The organism is Limnobacter sp. (assembly GCF_036405155.1).
GTDB lineage: Bacteria > Pseudomonadota > Gammaproteobacteria > Burkholderiales > Burkholderiaceae_B > Limnobacter.
In genome coordinates, this window is the sequence record NZ_DASWYD010000010.1 from 61,480 (window position 1) to 83,374 (window position 21,895).

Below are 21,895 nucleotides of genomic sequence, written 5' to 3' on the forward strand. Positions count from 1 at the left end.
TCATTGGAAGGCGGTTTGGATGCAAGCCCACCCATCAACCCTTAGCGAATTTGGCGCTGGGCAAACGGCATGGCGGCGGCCTCACGCTTGCTGTGCTTGGCCACCGAGATGCGCTGGTTTTTAAAGCCCAGCAATCGGCGTTGCCAGCGGCGCTCCTGCGTCAGGTTGGCACTTTGGTCGATGCCCCAAATGCGCTGTAACATGAACTTGCTCGCTGCCACCGAATCGGGCGAGCGGCTCAAAATTTCCGCAATCAAGGCATCTGCACGGGCTTGGGGGTCAGCCTCCACATGGGTGACCAAACCCAGCGTTTTTGCATCGTCGCCATTGAGCATGCGCCCTGTCATGGTCAACTCTTTGGCCACATCCAGCGGCAACAGCTCCCGCAGCAGCGCACCACCGCCCATGTCGGGCACCAAGCCCCATTTCGCCTCCAGAATGGACAACACCGCATCGGGTTGACACACCCGAATGTCTGCACCCAAGGCCAGTTGCAAGCCCGCGCCAAAACAATTGCCGTGGATCACCGCAATCACCGGCACGCCCAAGTCGCGCCAACCGGTGCTCCAGCTTTGGAAAATGTTGCGCATGGGCAGCCACAGGTTGGCGTACATCACCGCCGCTGTTTTGGGGTCGGAAATCACCGACTTCACATCTAGACCCGCGCAAAAGGAAGGCCCTTCGCCCTTTAACACCACAGCCCGCAAGGTTTTCACAGCGGTCAAATCTTTTTGGGCCTTGCGCATGGCCTTCAGCATGGGCCAGTCCACGCCATTGTGCTTCTCGGGCCGGTTGAGCAGCACCGTTGCCACGGTGCGTTCGGCGTTAAAATTGATCAGAATTCGGTCCATGCGGCTGTTGGCTCCTCGGTTTTGTCGTAGGCTTGCTGCCCTTTGTTGTTGAGCACAGTTTAACCCCGGCCTTGCCCGCCTTCCAGCCTGTCATGAAGTCACCCTTGAAACAATTTGTCACCCCGGCCAATGCCGCCAAACTGATCGCCATCCTTCTGGCCCTGGCGGGCTACTCCATCAGCCCCATCGGTCCACTGTCGGGCGCACAGTCCCAACGCGAACAAGCCGACAAAGGCACTGTGTACGAAGGTCGGGTGGTGCGTGTGGCCGATGGCGACACGGTGAGCGTGGTGGACATGCATGGCGCCCAACACAAGGTGCGGCTGTTTGCCATTGACGCCCCAGAGTTGAAACAAGCCCACGGCAGCCAGTCTCAGGGTTGGCTTGCCGACCAGGTGTTGAACGAAACCGTGAAAGTGAAGGTGGTGGACCGCGACCGCTACGGCCGTGAAGTGGGCACCCTCTTTAAACCCGGTGAGCCTTGTGACCAAGCCCTGTGCCCCAACGACACAGACCTGAACCTGCGACTGGTTGAAGAAGGCCACGCCTGGTGGTATCGCGATTACGCCAAACACCAAAGCCGGGAGGACCGGCAGCGGTACAATCGCGCAGAAGACAACGCCCGCGAACAGCGCCATGGGCTTTGGGCACGGCCAGAACCCCAAGCGCCTTGGGCCTGGCGCGCCGAAAACCGCCGAACCGATTGACCGTAGACCCCTTTGCCATGACCGCCCCACGCCACACCGACACCCAAGGACGCCCCCTGCTATACACCAGCCAGATACAACTGCGCTGGGGCGATGTGGACCAACTCGGCCACATCAACAACACGGTGTACTTCCGGTGTTACGAGCAGGCCCGGGTGGAGTGGATCGACCTCTATCCGCAAGCCCTGGACGGCAACCCGGCCTATGTGGTGATTGTGCACACCGAGTGCAGCTTCCTGAAAGAGCTAAAGGCACCAGGCACCGCCGAAGTGCGGATTTTTGCCGGTGAATTGGGGCGCAGCAGTTTGGTTCAGCATTATGAACTGCGCCGCACCGACGACCCTGCCACAATTTACGCCACTGGCAGCGCCAAAATGGTGTGGGTCAGCCCCGAGACAGGCCGCTCTACCCCCGTGCCCGACCGCTTCCGGCAAATCATTACAACTTAGAACGCATCTTCAGTTTTGTGTATTGTCACCCGCTGGTTTTATTGTTACATTGAACACTGTCACCTTTAACCGTGGCAAATAACAAAAGCACCTGTGTAGGAGTCAAACCATGAAGAACATCATCCCTGTACGCCGCGACGTGAAGGTCAACCTGCCGGAAGACAAAGTCAGCGACTGGCACGAAAAAGGTCGCCATGTGACCCATTTCATGAATGCCCTGTCGATCTTTTTCCCGGCCGGCGAGCGCATGTTCATGGACGCCGTGCGCGCCTACCGCGACGACATCACCGACCCCGAATTGAAAAAAGCCGTGGTGGCCTTTATTGGTCAGGAAGCCATGCACAGCCGCGAGCATGTGGAATACAACGAAATTCTGGACCGTGCTGGCCTGCCAGCCTCCAAACTCGACAGCTTCCTGTGGAGCTTTTTGAGCTTCATCAAAAAACGCCTGGGCCGCAAACTGACGCTGGCCGGCACCATTGCCCTGGAACACTACACCGCCCTGATGGCCGACCAGTTGCTGCGCAACCCCGAGGTGTTGGGCGTGAAGTCGGAGCAAGCCTACAAGGACATGTGGACCTGGCACGCCCTGGAAGAAACCGAACACAAGGCCGTGGCCTATGACGTGTGGAACCATGTGATTCCCAACACCATGTTCAACCGTTTCCTGCGCCGCTTCGCCATGGTGTTGGCCACCGCGATTTTCTGGCCGCTCGTGGGTTATTTCCACACCCGCCTCGTGTTGGCCGACAAGGCCACCAAGGGCACGCACTTGAAAGGTTTCTGGACAGTCACCAGCATGCTGTGGGGCAAGAAAGTGGGTGTGCTGCGCAACCCGGTGGTCAGCGGCGAATTCACCGACTACTTCAAGGCCGACTTCCACCCCTGGATGCACGACAACAGCCAGTTTTTGGAACGCATTGACGGCTTTGTGAAGCAGGTGGAAAGCTCAGGCCGTGCGCCCAATGAAGAACTGCAACAGGCCATTCGCAGCCGGATGAACAGCCAACTGAAGGCCAGCGCCGCCTAAACACGGTGTGCACTCAAACAGGGGCGATGCTTCATCGCCCCTGTTCGTCTTTGTGCAAACCCTGCTGATAGTAGGCACTGGCTTGGTAAGCGGATAGCAAATGCTGGTACACCACCTTGGCAATGGCCGCCAGGGGTAGGGCCAAAAACACCCCCACCAGCCCAAACAAGGCACCAAAAAATGCCAGGGCAAAAATCACTGCCAGGGCTGACAGGCCAATCTTGTCACCCACCACCATGGGCGTGAGGAAAAAGCCTTCGATCAGCTGGCCCGACACAAACACCAGCAACACCCACACAATCGGCCACAGGCCCTGCAACTCCAGCGCGGATGTCAACACGGCCACCACCATCGCCACGGTCAGGCCCAGGTAGGGCACGATCGACAACAAACCCGCCAAGATGCCAATCGCCCAACCACTCTTCAAACCGGCCAGGCTCAAACCCACCGAGTAATACACGCTGAGGAAGGCAATCACAATGACCACGCCTTTGACGTATTCGCCCAGCACCTCATCCATTTCCCGCAACAAGGGCGAAAACCGCTTCCACACATGGGGCGGAAAAAACTGTTTGGCATTGCTCGACATTTGCAACCAGCCGGGCAAAATAAACAGGGTGGAAATCACGGTCAATGAAAGAAAGCCGGTAATGCCCAACACCGATGCAGAACCCGAGCGCACCAGCGCCGTGCTCAGTTCCGCCAGTGAGGCCCGGTTTTCCTTCATCAACAACGCCACCTTGGCACGGAAGGTGTCTGAATCCATGGCCCAATTCCAGCCAAAAGTGCTTTGAAGCCAGGGCAACACAGTTTGCTTGATGTTGAGCAGCAACTGCGGCAGGTTGTTTTCAATCAGTTCCAGCTGGGTGTTCACCACGGGAATGAACAACAAGCCAAAGCTGAGCAACACCACCACCAACACCAAAAACGTGAGCACTGCGCACAGCGGCAAAGGCAGTCGCCCGCGCAGTTTTTTGTAGACCCAACGGCTGGGGTTGGCCATGAGGTACGCCAGAATGAAGGCCGCCACAAACGGCGCCAGCACACTCCACAAGGCGACCAACCCGCCCAGCACCAGCGTCAAAGTGAGCAACAGGCCCCAGTGACGCACATAGAATTGGCGCACCAGGTCAGACAAGGCAATCTTGGGGTTTGTCATGCACACCGCTCCGTTTTCAGACCCGGGCCCGCAAGACCAGGGCAATACCCGCCAAGGTCAGCACCATGGCCACCCACACATGCGCCTCAAAAGGCTCGCTCAACAGCACAATGCCGGCCACCGCTGCCAGCACCGGCACCGCCAACTGAATGCTGGCGGCTGAACTGGTGGGCAAGCGGGGCAATACCTTGTACCACACGGCATAGCCCACGCCACTGGCCAGGCAACCCGAGGCCAACGCCAGCACCAAGCCACCCCAGGTGGGTGGCAAGCCCGGCGCAACCACCACCACCGAATGCGCCCACCACAGCACGGCAATCAGCAGCGCCGAGCGCCAAAAATTACCACCCGTGTCAGCCAGCGGAAAGCGGGACCCACGCCCCACAATCGAATACACCCCCCAGGACAAACCAGCCCCCGCCATGGACAACACGGCCCACACCGAGTCTGGGTGCTGGGCCTTGGGTGCCAACAACACCATCAGCCCCAGCGCGGCCAAGGCCGCCCCCACCGCCCGCCAGCCGCGCAGGCGGTCACCCCGAAAAGCAGCATAGGCCAACATGCAAAACTGCACCGCTGCAAATTGAATGAGCGCCCCTGTGGCGGTGTTCAATTGCACATAGGCCAGCGAAAACAGAATGGCATACGCAAACAGCGACAACGCCCCTGCCCAAGACCCTGCCTGCCACACGGTGGGCGCGGCGGGCGACCCACCGGGCACACCCCACACGCCCAACAACACCACCAGCGTGACCGCGCCACTGACCAAGCGGACGGCGGTAAAGGTGAAGGGATCAATCTGCCCCATGCCCAAAGCAGCGCGGCACAACAGGGAATTGGAGGCAAAGGCCAGCAGGACGAACGCCAGCCAGATTAGTGTGGATACTTCAATTTTTTTCATGTCCACAAGTTACCATCCTTTCACACAATTCCAACATCGAGACAGAAGGATTTCCCCATGCAGATTCAATTGCGCGACCCCTTGGTATTGCCGTGTGGCGCCACCCTGCCCAACCGCCTGGTGAAGGCCGCCATGAGCGAAGCCCTGGGCACCACCGACAACCGGGTGACCGAGAAACTGGTGCGCGTGTATGAACGCTGGTCGGCTGGCGGCATCGGCATGAACATCACCGGCAACGTCATGATTGACCGCCGCGCAAGGGCAGAGCCTGGCAACGTGGTGATTGAAGACGACCGCGACATGCCCCTGCTGAAAGCCTGGGCCAAAGCAGGCCAGTCCCACGGCGGGAAAATCTGGGTACAAATCAACCACCCCGGCAAGCAATGCCCCAAGGGCATGAACAAAGAGACGGTGTCCCCGTCCGCAATCCCCTTCCGCAAAGACCTGCAAATGATGTTTGCCACACCGCGCGCTCTGGAAGAGTCTGAAATTCTGGACCTGATCCAGCGCTGGGGCCGCACCGCCCGCATTTGCAAGGAAGCGGGTTTTGACGGTGTGCAAATTCACGGCGCACATGGTTACCTCATCAGCCAGTTTTTAAGCCCGCTCACCAACCAGCGCACCGATGCCTGGGGTGGCAGTTCTGAAAACCGCCGCCGTTTTGTGTTGGCCGTCTATGACGAGGTGCGCAAGCAGGTGGGCCCCGACTTCCCTGTCGGCATCAAATTGAACTCGGCCGATTTCCAGCGTGGTGGCTTTAGCGAGGAAGAGTCCCTGGCGGTGATTGAAGAATTGACCGCACGCGGCATCGACTTGGTGGAAGTGTCCGGCGGTACCTATGAAGCACCCGTGATGACCGGCGCCACCCAACCCAAGAAAGACAGTACCGTGAAACGCGAAGCCTATTTCATCGACTTCACCGAGAAAGTGCGGGCGCGCTGCAAAGTGCCCCTGATGCTGACGGGCGGGTTCCGAACAGTGGGTGGCATGAAGCAGGCGCTGAACACCGGTGCGGTGGATGTGATTGGCCTGGCCCGCTCCATTGCCATTGAACCCGAATTGCCCAGCCGCTTGCTGGCTGATCAAGAAGCCCAGTACCCAGTAAAACCGTTGATCACCGGGGTGAAGGCAGTGGACAATTCCGGCTTGCTGGAAATTCAGTGGTACACCCGCCAGATTCACCGCATGGGCAAGGGGAAAAACCCGGTGCCCAACGAGCATCCACTGAAGGTGCTGTTTTTCTACCTGATTGAAAGCAGCTGGGGATTGTTCAAGTCCCGTCGCTTGCGGGCTTGATGTGTTTGGCTGGGCTCACGGCGTGAGCCTATTTAGTTGATTGCCCCCCAGCAACACCGGAAGCCCGGTCCGAACGCCCCCCGAAGGTAAAGGTTGCCCCGCGCACTCGAACCGGACCGATAACTCGCGCCGATGGCGCTCAGACATCTCGGTCCGTGTGTTCGAATGCTGTGCGGGTCAAACCGATCGGGGGGCTGACTGTTCGGCACCGGGCATACCGGTATTGCTGGGGGGCGAAAAGACTCGGTGCAATTTGGTGGCACCGTCACTGCGGCATGCGCGGTTGACCTCCCCTGCAGCGACAGTCAGGGCCATTGGCCCGAGCGTGCCAAACAGGTGCGGTGGGCACAGCCGCCAGGCTGGCCCAAAGGTCGATCCCGACTCGCTGTTTGGAGGGGCGACCTTAGCGATCGTGCGGCTCAGCGAGGGAAATACCAATGGACCGTCGCCAAGGGCGAGGTAACCGCGCTGCGCCGCAGCCCACGCGCCTTGATTGAAGCGGTCTCGAAATGTCGCGACTACAATTCAATCCTTGTAATCCGCCGCCACCCGATCCAATTTCCGCAATAACGCCGGCCACGCAATATTGCCACCCGCACTCAAAGTCACCTTCTCAGCCGCCGCTTGAATACCCGCCACAATGCGTGGGTCCACCTGAATCAGCGCGCCGCCACTGCTTTGCGCCTTCACCTGGATTTCACACGACCGTTGCAAAAAGAACATACGCAAAAACGCATCCGCCACCGTTTTATCGCAGGTCAGCAATCCATGGTTGCGCAAGATCATGCTGCAGGTGTTGCCCAGGTCTGCCACCAAACGCACTTTTTCTTCCGGGTTCAATGCAATGCCTTCGTAGGCGTGGTAACTCAGGCCCGACATCGGAAACAGCGAATGCTGTGAAATCGGCAGCAGTCCGTCCTTCTGTGTCGACACCGCCACGCCATCCACGGTGTGCAGGTGAATCACGCAGTTGGCGTCTTCACGGGCTTCGTGAATGGCGCTGTGAATGGTAAAACCAGCCGGGTTGATCTCATAGGGGCTGTCCATCACCTTGCGCCCCTGCAAATCAACTTTGACCAGGCTGCTGGCCGTGATCTCTTCAAACAACAAACCATAGGGGTTGATCAGGAAGTGATGTTCCGGCCCCGGCACACGGGCAGAGATGTGGGTGAACACCAAGTCATCCCAGCCATACATGGCCACCAGGCGGTAACACGCAGCCAGGTCCACGCGCATGCGCCATTCTTCGGCGCTCACGTGTTCACGCAGTGAGTGGGTGTTGGGCAATGGTGCATTCATGGTGTCTCCTCAGTCGTTGCTTTGGTTCAGTGTATCAGCCCGCCGCCACCCCCAAAATCGGTCAGGCGACACACCAAACTTTTCGGATTGATTCCTGTGGAAAATCGGCGCAATCTTGCCGGTAAACAATCTGTCAACAAGAGGGTATTCCATGCACGCCAAGGTCAAACCGTTTCCCAATGACCGCGCCGTCGACAACGCCCGCCAGCAGTTTCGCGCAGAGAACATTGCACCTGGCTATCGGGGTGAGTGGCACCTGGCATTCACCTGCACCTTGGCCTTGGCCGTGATCATCGGCAGCGGCATGGCCTTGCATGCCGTGCATGCCTTGGAGTGGCTCACCGTTCCCATCACCTGGTTGTACGCCAACTTTGCCGAATGGGCGGGCCACCGGTTTGTCATGCACCGCCCCGTCAAAGGGCTGGGGCTGGTGTATCGACGCCATGCCTTGCAGCACCACCGTTTTTTTACTCACGATCACATGGAAATCGACAACACACGGGACTTCAAGGCGGTGCTGTTTCCGCCCGTGTTGGTCAGCTTCTTTGTGTGCGCTTTTTTTGCGCCCATCTTCGCCATGTTGGCTTGGGCACTCAGCCTGAATGTGGCACTGCTGTTTTTACTCACGGGCATGGCGTACTTCGTGAACTATGAATTGTTCCACTTGGCCTACCACTTGAAAGAAGACCACTGGGTGCACCGCCTGCCCGGCTTTCACCGCCTGGCCCGGTTGCACACCACCCACCACGATCAACGGTTGATGGCGCACAAAAACTTCAACATCAGCTACCCATTGACCGACTGGCTGATGCGAACTTGGGACAGGCGGTGAGTATCCGCAATCTGGGGAATCAGAACGCGTAAGTGGCGGTGAGCGCAAAGCCATCGGCCTGGCTGCTGCCACGGTCATACAGGGCTTCGTAGCCAGCACGCACGCTGTAAGGTCCGGTTGAATACATCACACCGGCGCCGTAATTCAGTGAGCCTTTGTCATCTTTAAAGCCCACGCCATTGGCACGCCCTTTGAACGAGGCATAGCCGTAACCCAGGGTGCCGTACAGCGACCAGTTGTGAGCAGTCAGCGGCAGTGTACCCAGCACATTGGCGCCGATGTACGAGTCCACTTCCAGGCTTGAAGCACCGAAGGTGTCGTCATTGATGCCCGCACCAATTCGGCCTTCCACAGCCAGGTTGGGGTTGATTTTATACCCGAGAATGGCCGACAGCATGTCCACGTTGGCCTTGAAGCCGGGGGCAGAGTCGGTGGTGAGGTCGAGGTTGTTGTAGCCCACGCCCGCATAAATGCCTTCGGCCATGGATGACGTGCTAAACGCCATGGCCACCAGCGCAGCCGTACACAGTGCAATCTTCTTCATGAGTGCTCCTTGAAGTGTGGATGATTGGAGCACTGACAACGCGATAAACCGTGATCGGTTTACAGACTAGAGGATTTCCACACCCTGCCCATCAGCCGGTCAACCATGCCCTGCCGGGTTCTCCAGCGCGCTTAAACCCGCCGCCAGCAAAATGAGGGCACCACCTGCCGCCACTTGCAGGGTCAGGCTTTCGCCCGCAAAAGCAATCGCGCTGGCCGTGGCAAACACCACTTCCGACAACATCACCACCGCCGACACATTGGCGGGCAAACGAGAAGCCCCATACTGCAAACCATGGTTGGCCAACAACAGCGACGCCGCAAAACCCAACAACACCCACAGACCGGCAACACCCGGCCATGCGGGCAAGGGTATGGCCGCCATCGAACTGCTGGGCAACATGCCCAAACCCAGCGCCACGGCGGCAGGCACCAACACGCCGCCCACAAACATCCCCAACAGGCGAGCCTGGGCACTGGCGGCTTTTTGATGGCGAAGCAGGGTGTTGTTGAGCGCAAAAGCGGCGCCACCCATCAAGCCCAACCACTCACCCAGCGCACTGGGCCACGGGAAACCAATCTGCCCCGGTGGGCTTAACACCAGCGCAGCACCGGCCAGGGCCATGCCAATTCGCAACGCCACCCGCAAGGTGAGGGGCTCATGCAACACAAAGCGGGCCAGCAAAGCGGCCCACACCGGCATGAGATAAAACAGCAGCACCACACGGATCACGTCGGCAATGGTCACGCCCCAGTTGAAGCCCACCATCGTGGTGCCCGCCGCCAAACCCAACAACCACAGGGCTGGGTTGCGGGCATACTCCTTCAAGGCAGCCGGGGAAAACATCGCGATGGCAGCCGTTCCCAACAGGTAAGTGGCTGCAGAGGCCCACAGGGCATGCAAACCCAACCCTTGCAAGGTGCGCAAGGGCCACCAGGAACATCCCCACACCAACGCATTCAACACCAATGCCAAATACGGCAGGGCGCTGCGCGGGTTGTCAGCCACAGTTGACCACCACACGTCCCTGCAATTGGTTGGCCAGCACCTGGCGTGCGCCGTCCAATGCATTGCGCAGGCTCACTTCGCGAATCATGAAGTCCAGGTCATGCTCGCCCAATGCCTGCGCCAACAAGCCCCAGGCACGGTCCCGCTCAGCATGGCTGCGGTACACACAGTTAATGCCACACAAGGTGATGCCTCGCAAAATGAACGGTGCCACCGTGGCGTTAAAGTCCATGCCTTGAGCCAAGCCGCAAGCCGCCACCACACCGCCATAGCGTGTTTGTGCGCAGGCATTCACCAGGGTGTGGCTGCCCACACTGTCCACCACCGCTGCAAACTGTTCTTTCTGCAAGGGTTTGCCGGGTCGGGACATCGACTCCCGGTGGATGAGGTGGGTGGAATTCAGGCCCAAGCGGGCAAAATGCGCTGCCGCAGACTCGGACACCGGGGCGCCTGTGGCATCAATGGAACCGGTCAAGCCCACCACCTCGTAGCCCAGGTGGTTGAGCAACAAGGTGGCCACCGTGCCCACACCACCACTCACGCCGGTGACCAGCACAGGCCCATCCCCGGGTTTGATGCCATGGTCTTGCAAGGCCATGACGCACAAAGCGGCTGTGTAACCTGCGGTACCCAGCGCTGCCGCCCAACGGGCACTGCGCCCCTCGGGAATGGGGGATACCCAAGCCGCCGGCACGGCCACCTTCTCGGCCAGGCCGCCCCAATGGGTTTCGCCCAGACCCCAGTCATTGACCTGGCACACCGTGCCCACCGGCCACTGCGGCGCATTCGACGCCAACACGCGTCCCACGGCGTCAATTCCATGCACCATCGGGTAGGTCCGCGCGATGGGTGCTGTGTGGGTGAGTGCCAGCGCATCCTTGTAGTTCAGGCAGCTGTAGAGCACCTCCAGCACCACCTCTTGGCCTGCCAGCTGGGCTTCATCCAGCGCCAAAAACTCCGCTTCGGTTTGTTCTTTGTTGTGAGATATCCAACCTCGGGTCATGCCGTTTGTCTCCTTGCACAAGCACCGCAATCATCGCACAAACCCGACCCCTCATTTGCAGGCTGCAGCCGGCTTCAATACACTGGCGGTTTATCCAGACCCAACCCACTGTCGTGCGCAAACCCACTGCCAAAAGCCTCATCCTCGACCTCTTGCTGGCCAACCAAGGCCAACCGATTTCCGCCAAACAAGCCATTGCGGCCTGCGGCATCTTTGACATCAGCGTGAACAACACCCGGGTGGCTTTGGTGCGGCTGTCCGCCGAAGGCCTGGTGGAATCGGCCGGACGGGCCATGTACCAGTTGACCGAAGACGCACACACCCTGGCCGACGATGTGGCCACCTGGCGTACCCGATCCAAACGCATCCGGGCTTGGGACGGCACTTTTATTGTGGTACAGGCCGAGAAGCTGTCGCGCAACGAGGCCAAACAGCAACGGGCCCGCGCCCGGGCGCTGCTGATGTTGGGTTTCCAGCCCTTGAACGAGCACCTGTTCATTCGCCCCAACAACATTGAAGACAGCCTGGAAGCGGTGCGCAAGCGCTTGTACAAGCTGGGGCTTGAAAAAGACGCCCCGGTGTTTGGCGCCCAGCAGTTCGACACCGACACCGCCAAACGCATCACCAAGCTGTGGAACCCTCGGGAACTTGAACAAACCTACAGCGCTCAAACCAAAAAAATACGCACTTGGCTGGATCGTTATCAAGACCTGGAGACGGAAGAAGCCGCTCGGGAAAGCTTTTTGATGGGCGGCGCTGCCATCAAGCACGTGGTTTACGATCCATTTTTACCATCGGAGTGGTTGGACACCGCCGCGCGGGACGTCTTTTTGGCCACGGTGGACGAACTGGACCGTGTGGGCATGGGCATTTGGACGGCGCTGTGGCAAAGCCAGTCAATCTAGAGTAAATGCTCATCCGAAAACTGACCGAGGGCGTATAAACTCCATCCACACCATTTACTGCTACGCAACATCGGGCCGGGCATCGTGAAAAAGCTTTTTAAAACAGCACTCAAGATCAATGAAATTGCTGCCAACACCGCAACCAATGCTGCGGACTGGCTGTTTCGTAAAGACATCCTGATCCAGTCGGGCAAAACCGAGTATCAGGTGATTGCTGAAGAATTGCCGATGCGGGTTCGCTACTACGCGCCCGATGCACAAACGCCGCATGCCAGCCTGGTGGACGGGGAAGAGGAAACACCCCCACAACGGCAACACCCCATTCCGCTGGTGCTGGTGCCGCCACTGGGCGTGACCACCGAAACCTTTGACCTGATGCCCGACCGCAGCCTGGTGAAGCACATGGTGCAGGCGGGTTTTCGGGTGTACCTCATTGATTGGGGCAAGCCAGAGCGCAAGCACGCACACCTGGGGCTGTACGACTACAGCCACGACATGATGGGCTCGGCCCTGCAAAGCATTCGCCAACACAGTGGCTCGCAGGAAGTGTCACTCTTTGGCTGGTGCATGGGCGGTTTACTATGCCTGCTGTATGCCGGTTACGGTGAAGACAAAGCCGTTCGCAACTTGGTGACCGTGGCCAGCCCCATCGACCTGCGCAATGGCAAAAACATCATGAGCTACGCGTCCAACACGCTGAACGTGATTGCGCGGTTCATTCGAAAGTACAGTGAATTCCGTCTGGACAACATCAACCCGGCCCTGTTCAGCCCACCCGGCTGGATGGTGAGTCTCGGTTTTAAGTTAACAGCCCCGGTGGCCAGCATCACCACCTATTGGGACTTGTTGACCCGCCTGTCGGACCGGGAGTTTGTGGAGCAACACACCACCACGGCCGACTACCTGAACAACATGATGCTGTACCCCGGCGGCGTGGTGCGCGACTTCATGGTTCGCTTCACCGTGGACAACAAGCTGGCCAAAGGCAACATGAAAATTGGCGAGAAGCAGACCGGGCTGTCCAACATTGAATCCAACTTCCTGGTGTTTGCCGGCGAAACCGACCACCTCGTGCCCGCCAGCATGGCCAAGCAAAGCCTGAAGTTGGTGGCTTCCAAGGACAAAACCTTCATGCTGGCGCCCGGTGGGCACATGGGGGTTATTTTGGGCAGCAAGGCCGTGTCGCATGTGTGGCAAATTTCAGCCGAGTGGCTGCGCGCCCGTTCGCAAGTGCCGTTGGCGGCAGTGAAAACCACTGCGGCAGCGGAGCCTGTTGCGGCCAAAGCCAAGCCCAAAAGCCGGAAGCGGGCGGAGAGCAAAAAAGCAGCTTGAGTGTTTTGATCGGGCTCACGGCGTGAGCTTGATCCGTGCCGATTCATTTGCCCCTCAGCAAGGCCGGTAGCAGGTGCCTGTTTATTACCCCCCAGCAATACCGGTTGCCCGGTCCGAACGCCCCCCGAATGCAAAGGTTGTCCCGCGCCCTCGAACCGGACCGAGAACTCGCCACTGCGTGGCTCAGACATCTCGGTCCGTGTGTTCGAATGCTGTGCGGGTCAAACCAATCGGGGGGCTGAATGTTCGGCACCGGGCACACCGGCATTGCTGGGGGCATGACACCGAGTCGTTTAGCGGCCTGTGCGGTTCACCTCCCCTGCAGCGACAGTCAGGGCCATTGGCCCGAGCGTGACAAGCAGGCGCGGTGGGCACAGCCGCTAGGCTGGCCCAAAGGTCGATCCCGACTCGCTGTTTGGAGGGGCGACCTTAGCGATCGTGCGGCTCAGCGAGGGAAACACCAATGGACCGTCGCAAAGGGCGAGGTAACTGCGCTAGCCCCGATCTGCCACCAAAATGCTCCGTTCAACATCACACCCCAAAAAAACAAAACCCTCCACTCGGGAGGGTTCTGCACTTCAGCACTGCCAACCGATTACTTCACGGCAATCGCTTTGCCATCGGCTGTTTTCATGCCTTTCCAGGAAGCTTCAATCAGCTTCACTGTGGCGTCAGGAAGAGGTACATAGTCCAGGTCTGCAGCCAGCTTGTCGCCTTTGGCGTAAGCCCAGTTGAAGAACTTCAACACTTCCGCCGCCTTGGCGCCGTCGGCCTGCACCTTGTGCATCAGGATGAAGGTGGCGCCGCTGATGGGCCAAGCGCTTTTGCCAGGCTGGTTGGTAAGAATTTCATAGAACTGTTTGCTCCAGTCAGCGCCGGCAGCAGCGGCCTTGAAGTGCTCGTCGTCGGGCTGCAGGTATACGCCATCTTTGTTCTGCATTTGTGTGAATGTCAGCTTGTTTTGCTTGGCGTAGGCATATTCCACGTAGCCAATGGAGCCTGGCAAGCGCTGTACAAAAGCGGACACGCCTTCGTTGCCTTTGCCACCCAAGCCCACAGGCCACTTCACGGCCGTGCCTTCACCCACGCTGTCAGCCCACTCTTTGCTCACTTTGCTCAGGTAGTTGGTGAAAATGAAGGTGGTGCCCGAACCATCCGCACGACGAATCACACCAATGGCCTGGTCAGGCAGCTTCACGCCGGGGTTCAGGGCTGCAATCGCGGGGTCATCCCATTTGGTGATTTTGCCCAAATAAATGTTGGCCAATACTTCGCCATTCAGTTTCATTTGTCCGGGGGCGATGCCCGCCAGGTTGACCACAGGCACCACACCACCAATCACGGTGGGGAACTGCTGCAGGCCTTTGGCCTCCAGGTCGGCGGGCTTCAAGGGCATGTCAGACGCACCGAAATCCACGGTTTTGGCATCAATCTGCTTGATACCGCCACCAGAGCCGATGGATTGATAGTTGAGTTTGTTGCCGGTTTCCTTGCTGTAGGCATCGGCCCACTTGGAATACACGGGGGCTGGGAACGATGCGCCAGCACCGGTGATTTCAGCGGCTTGTACAGAAGCGAAGCCCAGCGCCAATGCGCTTGCGGCTACGACTGTGGATACGGTTTTCAGGTTGAACATAATGACCTCTCTCTTGAAAGTACGTTCATGATGCATTCTGAATATTTCATCTGTGTGACAAACATAATATTTTCATGAATGCAACAAAGCCACACCAGTGTGCCTGAAAAGGCATTGATGTGGCTTTGTAAATTCAGCCTTCAAAAAAACAAGAGGATCAGCCAAAACGGCCTGTGATGTAGTTCTCGGTCTCTTGCTTGCGCGGCTTCAGGAAAATCTGGTCCGTCACGCCAAACTCCACCAACTCGCCCAGGTACATGTAGGCGGTGTAATCGGACACACGGGCAGCCTGCTGCATGTTGTGGGTCACAATCACGACGGTGTAGTCTTCTTTCAGCTCGGTGATCAGCTCTTCAATGCTGGCCGTGGAAATGGGGTCCAGCGCCGAGCAGGGTTCGTCCAGCAACAACACCTCGGGTTTGATGGCAATGCCGCGGGCAATGCACAAACGCTGCTGCTGGCCACCAGACAAACCGTTGCCACTTTGGTGCAGTTTGCTTTTCACTTCTTTCCACAGCGCAGCCTTGGTCAGCGCCCATTCCACGCGCTCGTCCATTTCGCCTTTGGACAGCTTTTCAAACAGGCGCACACCAAACGCAATGTTTTCGTAAATGCTCATGGGAAAGGGCGTGGGCTTTTGGAACACCATGCCGATTTTGGATCGGATCAGCGCAATGTCTTTCTTGGTGGTCAGCAGGTTTTCACCGTCCAGCAGAATTTCACCCTCGGCGCGCTGCTCGGGGTACAGCGCATACATTTTGTTGAAAATGCGCAGCAGAGTGGACTTTCCACAACCCGACGGGCCGATGAAAGCGGTCACCTTCTTTTCGGGAATTTTCAGGTTCACATTCTTGAGTGCATGAAAATCGCCGTAGTAGAAGTTCAGGTTGTTCACTTCCAGCTTGATGCGCTCAAGGGTGGGGGTGTTCATCATCGCAATTCGCCTAAGACAGGATTATTTGGAGTTCTTCAACAAGGCCCGAGCCACCACATTCAACGCCAGCACACCGAGGGTGATGAGGAACACACCGGCCCAAGCCAGCTGCTGCCACTCCACAAACGGGCTTAATGCAAAGTTGAAAATGGTCACCGGCAAACTGGCCATGGGCTTGCTCATGTCGGTGTTCCAAAACTGGTTCGACAAGGCCGTGAACAGCAGGGGGGCCGTTTCACCCGCAATGCGGGCGACCGACAGGAGCACACCCGTCAAAATACCGGCGTACGACGCTCGCACGGTGATCGACAGCACCATTTTCCATTTCGGCGTGCCCAAGGCATACGCTGCTTCACGCAGGGCCGCAGGCACCAGCTTCAACATGTTCTCGGTGGTGCGGATCACAATCGGAATTTGCAACAGGGCCAGGGCCACCACACCGGCCCAGGCCGAGAAATGCCCCATGCGCGAGACCAACACGGCGTACACAAACAGACCGATCACAATCGACGGTGCTGACAGCAAAATGTCGTTGATGAACCGAACCACGGATGACAACTTGTCGTCCTTGCGGCTTTCGGCCAGGTGTATGCCAGCCAGAATGCCCAGCGGCGTGCCCAGCAGTGTGGCAAAACCCACCATCAACAAGGTGCCTGTAATGGCATTGGCCAAGCCACCGCCCGCGGTGCCGGGTGGCGGCGTCATTTCCGTGAACAGGTTCAGCGACAAACCGCCAATGCCCAGGGTGATGGTGGTGTACAAAATCCAGATCAGCCAGAACAAGCCAAAGGCCATGGCCAGCATCGACAGGGTCAGGGCGAGCAGGTTGATCATGCGACGCTTGCTCTGCATGCGGGACTTTTGCTGGTCGCGCTTGCTGAGTTTGCTATCCGGCTCTGCGGGTTTGGCGTGTTTCATCGGGTCTACCGTGGAGGCCATGGTTCACCGCCCGTTGCTGGACAGGCGTGCCAGCAGAATCTTGGAGGCGACCAGCACCAGGAAAGTGATCAGGAACAAAATCAAACCCAGCTCCATGAGTGCAGACGTGTGCAAGCCAGGAGAGGCTTCGGCAAATTCATTGGCCAACGCCGAGGTGATGCTGTTGCCGGGCGAAAACAGGGAAATGTCGTTGAGGTAGTTGGTGTTGCCAATCACAAAAGTGACGGCCATGGTTTCGCCCAAAGCACGCCCCAAGCCCAGCATCACACCACCAATCACGCCCACTTTGGTGTGGGGCAGAATAATTTTCCAGATCACTTCCCACGTGGTGCAGCCCATGCCGTACCCAGCTTCCTTCAGCATCACCGGGGTGACTTCAAACACGTCCCGCATCACGGCCGAAATGTAGGGAATGATCATGATGGCCAGAATAACCCCGGCACACAGCAAGCCAATGCCGATGGGCGGGCCAGCAAACAGGTTGCCAATCACCGGCACTTTGCCCAAGGTGGCGCCCAGCGGGGCTTGCACGTATTTGCCAAAAATGGGCGCAAACACCAAGAGACCCCACATGCCATACACAATCGACGGCACAGCAGCCAGCAGCTCGATGGCCGTGCCCAAAGGGCGGCGCAGCCAGGGCGGCGCCAACTCGGTCAAAAACAGCGCAATGCCAAAGCTGACCGGCACAGCGATGATGAGCGCAATCAAGGAGGTGACCAGGGTGCCATAAATGGGCACCAAGGCGCCGTAACTGTCATTGGGAGGGTCCCAATCGGCCGTCAGCATGAATTGCAGGCCAAACGCCTTGATGGTGGGCCAACTGGCCACAAACAGCGACACGATGATTCCGCCCAACAGCAGCAACGTCAGGGCAGCCGAACCGGCTGTCAATATCCCGAACAGCGTGTCTCCACGTTTGCTGGGCGGGCGGATGGTCGATGTGTTGGACATGTTGTAAACCAGAAATTTTGGGTGGATTCTGTCGCAGGTTGCCAAGCATACCCCAGCTTTGTGACAGAACCATGACACAAAAAAGACAAAAATGTAAACCGGCTTTGCCCCCGAATTTTAAGCCTTGTTGGGTTTCATGAATGTGATGGGAAACACCGATGGCGGCGGACTTTGAAAAATATCCCGCCGCATTTTGCCCATGATGTGCATTTCGCAAGGCTTGCAATCAAAGCGCAGCGTGTATTTTTGGTCTCCATTGACCAGCACCATGGGCTCGGCCTTCACCTGCCCCTGCACGCCTTTCACGCCCTTGGCCTGCTTGGGGCACAGGTTGAATGAAAACCGCAGGCAGTGCTTGGTGATCATCACCGGCACCTCGCCCGGCTCCTCATGGGCCTCGTAGGCCGCTGCAATCATGTCCACGCCATGCTCGCGATAAAACTCACGCGCCTTGTCGTTGTACACATTGGCCAAAAAGCTCAGCGACTTTTCCGGGTATTGCACAGGCGGGTCAACCGGCACCTTGCGGGCGGGTCGAACCCAGGCTGCCAGACGGGCGGCGTCCAGGCGCTCAATCGCGGTACGGCGCAGTTGATTGATGACCGACGCCTGCACAAACCAGGGCTGCGACAATTCCACCTCCAGCCCCAACGCCGTGTAGTGGGTGTTACCCAGCTTGCCCAATTGGGTGCGAAGGTTGTCGACCGCCCGCTCGGCCTGCTGCGCCAACGCCAGCTCGGCAGGCTGCTCCACCGTCACGGTGGTGCCATCTTCATCGGTCAGCGCCAGCGTCAACCCTGTCACCGCGCCTGCGGCATCGCGCAGTTCGCCCAAGCGCATCCACAAGCCCATTCGCCGCTCGGCACTGTCTTTGGTCAAGGCCATGTCCCAGGCATGGTCCCGGTTGCGGTGCACCGGCAAACCGGTTTTTAAACCGGTGTAGGTGGCAATCGGGTCCTTCGGGAAAATGCGGTACACCGACACACCATCGCCTTGCTGGGCTTTGCCACCCCGTGAAGGCCCTGAGGCCAGCAACTCGGCCCTGTTCACCTGCACACCCACCACCTCGCGCTTGTGCATGAAGTTCAGGCCGTCGCCGTTGTTCAACGCGTCCCGGGTCTCCACATCAAAACTCTTGTCGCCCACAGCGACCACATGGCCAACCGGCAGGCCGATGTATTTTGGCGAATCGAACGCGCCAATGTCCACCTTGCGCCCACTGGCGAAATAATCGGTCGAACCCCGGTGGAAGTTGCGGTCCGGGTCGGGGCGGAAGTAATGCCGGGTTGTGCCGCTTGAGGAACGCACAAACTCGCCACGGTTTTCCATGATTTCATCGAGCAAAATGCGGTAATGGGCCGTGATGTTTTTCACATAGGCCATGTCCTTGTATCGCCCTTCAATCTTGAAGGAGCGCACACCCGCATCAATCAGGTGCTCCAGGTTGCCGCTCTGGTTGTTGTCCTTCATGGACAGCAGGTGCTTGTCGAAAGCGACCACAGCGCCGCTGGCGTCTTTCAGGGTGTAGGGCAACCGACAGGCCTGGGAACAATCACCGCGGTTGGCACTGCGACCGGTTTCTGCATGGCTGATGTAACACTGGCCTGAAAAGGCCACGCACAACGCACCATGAATAAAGTACTCAATCGTGGCTGAATCGCCCACTGCGGCGTGCACCGCGGCCACGTCGGGTATGGTGAGTTCGCGGGCCAACACCAACTGGGAAAAGCCGCTGTCGGCCAAAAACTTCGCCTTGTCCACGGTGCGAATGTCGCACTGCGTGCTGGCGTGCAGCTGGATGGGGGGAAGGTCCATCTTCAACAACCCCATGTCCTGAATAATCAGCGCGTCCACACCGGCGTCGTACAACTGCCAAATCAGCTTGCGGGCCTCTTCCAGTTCGGCGTCGTGCAAAATGGTGTTCAGCGTGGTGAAAATCCGCACGCGGTACTGGTGTGCAAACTCCACCAGTTTGGCAATGTCGCTCACACTGTTGGACGCATTGTGCCGGGCGCCAAAAGTAGGGCCGCCGATGTACACCGCGTCTGCCCCATGCACAATCGCTTGGCGACCAATCTCGATGTCTCGCGCAGGCGACAGCAACTCCAGCTCGTGTGGCAACAAACTCATGATTTTGTGAAGAATTTTCAGGAAGGGTGCCCATTATTCCAAAAACAGGCCCCCAGGGAAAGCAAAACCGTTGAACGCCGCTTCAAAGCACTCGACTTACAGCACCCAGTAGAGCGCCATGGGTACAAAAATAAGGCTCATGAGGTTGCCCACCATCACCATGGACGCCACCTGGTGCGGGTTTTGGCCGTATTGCTCGGCAAACACATAATTGAGTACAGCCGGCGGCAAGGCGCCAAACACAATCAGCATGGCCGCATGCCCGGCCGACAAGGGCAGCAACCACACACACAAGCCGGCAAACACAAGGCCAGTCAGCGGACACACCACCCCGGCAATCACACCCAGGCGAACATCCGAAAAATCCGCCTGAACCAGCCGAACGCCCAATGAAAACAGCAACAGGGGAATGGACACATCGCCCGTCATCTTGATGGCGAAGTACAGGGGCTCCCACACCGGCACCTGAAACACACTCACGGCAAACCCGGCGAGCGAAGCCACAATCACCGGCTCTTTCCACAAGGTCCACAAACGGGCATGGGGACTCAACATCCAGGTGCCCAGCGAATAGTGCAAGGTGTTGCTCACCAAAAACATCATCACGGCGGCTGGCAGGGCCTCATTGCCAAAGGCCAGAATGGCCAACGGCAGGCCCATGTTGCCGCTGTTGTTGAACATCACTGGGGGTACGAATGTTTTCCAGTCGACTCTCAACAAACGCGCCACCGGCCATGCCAGCAGCCCCGAGCCCAGCACCACGATGGCAGCGCCAGCCGCCAACACACTGTAGGCTTCCAGGTCGAATGTTTTGCTGGCCAGCGCTGAAAACACCAGGGCTGGCACAAACACGTCCATGTTCAACTGGTTGGCAAAACGCATGTCGGGCCGCTTGGCCCGTCCGTACCAATAGCCCAGCGCCACCACGGCAAACACCGGAAAAATCACGGAAACAATGCGAATGAACATGGCGCAGGCGAGGCTGAGTTGTCAGTGAATGAACCAAAGCGCGCAGTGTACTGCAAGCGCCCCCGGAAAACGATCCGGGTTTTCAGCGGAGGGGCTGCAACCGCAACACCTCAAGCCACTGCGGTGGCAAACAGGGCTTTGATAGCGGGGTGCTCCATGTTCCGGGGGTGCGTGAACGCGTAATACTCCTCCAGCACACCCTCCACATCGCCCAGGTATTCCACCGATGTACCCCGGGCATAGTCTTCCATCAGCAGGGCCGGTACGGCAAACAGCCCCAGTCCGGCCCGCCCAAAGGTGTCCAGCAAGGCCAAGTCATCAAACTCTCCCACCACCCGCACCGAAATGCCTTCCGTTTCCAGCCAATGTTCCAGCTTCATGCGCAACACATTGTTGCGCGAGGGCATCAGGAAAGGCGCGCCCTGAAGGCTTTTGGGGAAATTGCTCCGCTTTTCGGCACACAAGGCAGCACTGCCAAAAATACGCACGGGGTAAGCCAACAACTTGGCCACTTGCAGGTTGGCTGTGCCTTGGCCACCGGGCCGTTCGGCCAACACCAAGTCAATGTTGTGCTGAATCAGCTCGGCACACAGCGCTTCAAACCGACCTTCGGTGCACACCAAGCGCACCGGGCGCTTCAGCGCCAGCACGGGCTCAATCATGTGGAAGCTCACTGTTTTGGGCAGGGCATCAGCAATGCCCACCGACAAGCGCAGGGTGTAGTCCAGCTCCTCATCTTCCAGGCTGTCGGTCAATTGCTCACCCAACTGGAAAATTTGGTCGGCGTAGCGCAGCGCAACCCGACCCGCCTCAGTCAAGCCCAAGCCGCGCCCCACGGGCTGAAATAGCGATCGCCCCAGAGACTGCTCCAACTGCGCAATCTGGCTGGACAGGGTTTGAGCCCGCAACCCCAGCCGCTCCGCCGCTGCGGTCAGGCTGCCGGTTTTGGCCACCATCCAGAAATAGCGCAGGTGGTGAAAATTCAAGTCGGTCAGTTTCATGCCCAAACCCTTCGAT

21 protein-coding genes are annotated in these 21,895 nt (G+C 58.4%); 7 read left to right on the forward strand and 14 right to left on the reverse strand.

Annotated features, from left to right (window positions below):
• Window positions 1-41: 41 nt before the first annotated feature.
• Window positions 42-851, reverse strand: coding sequence for a crotonase/enoyl-CoA hydratase family protein (locus VGE55_RS14445; protein ID WP_331132373.1), 810 nt, complete (start codon window positions 849-851; stop codon window positions 42-44).
• Between the two features lie 92 nt (window positions 852-943).
• Here VGE55_RS14445 and VGE55_RS14450 point away from each other — a divergent pair, with 92 nt between their 5' ends.
• The 3 genes from VGE55_RS14450 to VGE55_RS14460 all read left to right on the forward strand — a co-directional run bounded on the left by VGE55_RS14450 (window position 944) and on the right by VGE55_RS14460 (window position 3,037).
• Entirely contained in the window at window positions 944-1,558 is a 615-nt protein-coding gene (locus tag VGE55_RS14450) for a thermonuclease family protein (RefSeq protein WP_331132374.1), read from the forward strand.
• A gap of 17 nt (window positions 1,559-1,575) precedes the next feature.
• Entirely contained in the window at window positions 1,576-2,007 is a 432-nt protein-coding gene (locus VGE55_RS14455; RefSeq protein WP_331132375.1) for a thioesterase family protein, read from the forward strand.
• 118 nt (window positions 2,008-2,125) lie between these two features.
• Window positions 2,126-3,037 (forward strand): metal-dependent hydrolase, encoded by a 912-nt coding sequence (locus VGE55_RS14460; RefSeq protein ID WP_331132478.1) that lies wholly within the window; start codon window positions 2,126-2,128, stop codon window positions 3,035-3,037.
• A gap of 31 nt (window positions 3,038-3,068) precedes the next feature.
• On the opposite strand, the gene VGE55_RS14465 is transcribed toward VGE55_RS14460, so the two are convergent.
• On the reverse strand, window positions 3,069-4,196 hold the full coding sequence (locus VGE55_RS14465) for an AI-2E family transporter (RefSeq protein ID WP_331132376.1): 1,128 nt from the start codon (window positions 4,194-4,196) through the stop codon (window positions 3,069-3,071).
• Between the two features lie 16 nt (window positions 4,197-4,212).
• A complete protein-coding gene (locus VGE55_RS14470; protein ID WP_331132377.1) occupies window positions 4,213-5,097 on the reverse strand; it encodes a DMT family transporter in 885 nt (294 codons plus the stop codon).
• Between the two features lie 57 nt (window positions 5,098-5,154).
• On the opposite strand from VGE55_RS14470, the gene VGE55_RS14475 reads away from it, so the two are divergent.
• A complete protein-coding gene (locus tag VGE55_RS14475; protein WP_331132378.1) occupies window positions 5,155-6,393 on the forward strand; it encodes an NADH:flavin oxidoreductase/NADH oxidase family protein in 1,239 nt (412 codons plus the stop codon).
• Window positions 6,394-6,918: 525 nt separating this feature from the next.
• Here VGE55_RS14475 and VGE55_RS14480 read toward each other — a convergent pair.
• Entirely contained in the window at window positions 6,919-7,692 is a 774-nt protein-coding gene (locus tag VGE55_RS14480) for a class II aldolase/adducin family protein (RefSeq protein ID WP_331132379.1), read from the reverse strand.
• Window positions 7,693-7,843: 151 nt separating this feature from the next.
• Between VGE55_RS14480 and VGE55_RS14485 the strand changes: the two genes are divergently transcribed.
• A complete protein-coding gene (locus VGE55_RS14485) occupies window positions 7,844-8,524 on the forward strand; it encodes a fatty acid hydroxylase family protein (protein WP_331132380.1) in 681 nt (226 codons plus the stop codon).
• A 19-nt stretch (window positions 8,525-8,543) separates the two neighbouring features.
• Here the strand turns inward: VGE55_RS14485 and VGE55_RS14490 are convergent, their stop codons facing one another.
• The 3 genes from VGE55_RS14490 to VGE55_RS14500 form a co-directional block, all read right to left on the reverse strand.
• The gene (locus tag VGE55_RS14490; RefSeq protein WP_331132381.1) at window positions 8,544-9,068 is read right to left on the reverse strand and encodes a porin family protein; all 525 of its coding nucleotides are present in this window, start codon (window positions 9,066-9,068) and stop codon (window positions 8,544-8,546) included.
• Between the two features lie 99 nt (window positions 9,069-9,167).
• Window positions 9,168-10,076 (reverse strand): DMT family transporter, encoded by a 909-nt coding sequence (locus tag VGE55_RS14495; protein WP_331132382.1) that lies wholly within the window; start codon window positions 10,074-10,076, stop codon window positions 9,168-9,170.
• Window positions 10,069-11,079, reverse strand: a complete 1,011-nt coding sequence (locus VGE55_RS14500; protein ID WP_331132383.1) for an MDR family oxidoreductase — start codon at window positions 11,077-11,079, stop codon at window positions 10,069-10,071. The genes VGE55_RS14495 and VGE55_RS14500 overlap by 8 nt, the downstream gene beginning before the upstream one ends.
• Window positions 11,080-11,192: 113 nt before the next feature.
• Here VGE55_RS14500 and VGE55_RS14505 point away from each other — a divergent pair, with 113 nt between their 5' ends.
• Both VGE55_RS14505 and VGE55_RS14510 read left to right on the forward strand, forming a co-directional pair.
• Window positions 11,193-11,984 (forward strand): PaaX family transcriptional regulator C-terminal domain-containing protein, encoded by a 792-nt coding sequence (locus tag VGE55_RS14505; RefSeq protein ID WP_331132384.1) that lies wholly within the window; start codon window positions 11,193-11,195, stop codon window positions 11,982-11,984.
• Window positions 11,985-12,068: 84 nt separating this feature from the next.
• Window positions 12,069-13,316: an alpha/beta fold hydrolase gene (locus VGE55_RS14510; RefSeq protein ID WP_331132385.1), complete on the forward strand. Its 1,248-nt coding sequence runs from the start codon at window positions 12,069-12,071 to the stop codon at window positions 13,314-13,316.
• 595 nt (window positions 13,317-13,911) lie between these two features.
• Here the strand turns inward: VGE55_RS14510 and pstS are convergent.
• The 7 genes from pstS to VGE55_RS14545 all read right to left on the reverse strand — a co-directional run bounded on the left by pstS (window position 13,912) and on the right by VGE55_RS14545 (window position 21,879).
• On the reverse strand, window positions 13,912-14,943 hold the full coding sequence (gene pstS, locus VGE55_RS14515) for a phosphate ABC transporter substrate-binding protein PstS (RefSeq protein WP_414675051.1): 1,032 nt from the start codon (window positions 14,941-14,943) through the stop codon (window positions 13,912-13,914).
• Between the two features lie 166 nt (window positions 14,944-15,109).
• Window positions 15,110-15,886, reverse strand: a complete 777-nt coding sequence (gene pstB, locus VGE55_RS14520) for a phosphate ABC transporter ATP-binding protein PstB (protein WP_331132387.1) — start codon at window positions 15,884-15,886, stop codon at window positions 15,110-15,112.
• A 21-nt stretch (window positions 15,887-15,907) separates the two neighbouring features.
• Window positions 15,908-16,825, reverse strand: coding sequence for a phosphate ABC transporter permease PstA (gene pstA / locus VGE55_RS14525; protein ID WP_414675048.1), 918 nt, complete (start codon window positions 16,823-16,825; stop codon window positions 15,908-15,910).
• A gap of 3 nt (window positions 16,826-16,828) precedes the next feature.
• Entirely contained in the window at window positions 16,829-17,779 is a 951-nt protein-coding gene (gene pstC, locus VGE55_RS14530; protein ID WP_331132388.1) for a phosphate ABC transporter permease PstC, read from the reverse strand.
• Window positions 17,780-17,896: 117 nt separating this feature from the next.
• Window positions 17,897-19,909, reverse strand: coding sequence for a U32 family peptidase (locus tag VGE55_RS14535; RefSeq protein ID WP_331132389.1), 2,013 nt, complete (start codon window positions 19,907-19,909; stop codon window positions 17,897-17,899).
• 96 nt (window positions 19,910-20,005) lie between these two features.
• The gene (locus tag VGE55_RS14540; protein WP_331132390.1) at window positions 20,006-20,878 is read right to left on the reverse strand and encodes an AEC family transporter; all 873 of its coding nucleotides are present in this window, start codon (window positions 20,876-20,878) and stop codon (window positions 20,006-20,008) included.
• 110 nt (window positions 20,879-20,988) lie between these two features.
• Window positions 20,989-21,879 carry a LysR family transcriptional regulator gene (locus tag VGE55_RS14545; RefSeq protein WP_331132391.1) on the reverse strand — a complete coding sequence of 297 codons (891 nt, stop codon included), beginning with the start codon at window positions 21,877-21,879 and terminating at the stop codon, window positions 20,989-20,991.
• Window positions 21,880-21,895 lie beyond the last annotated feature (16 nt).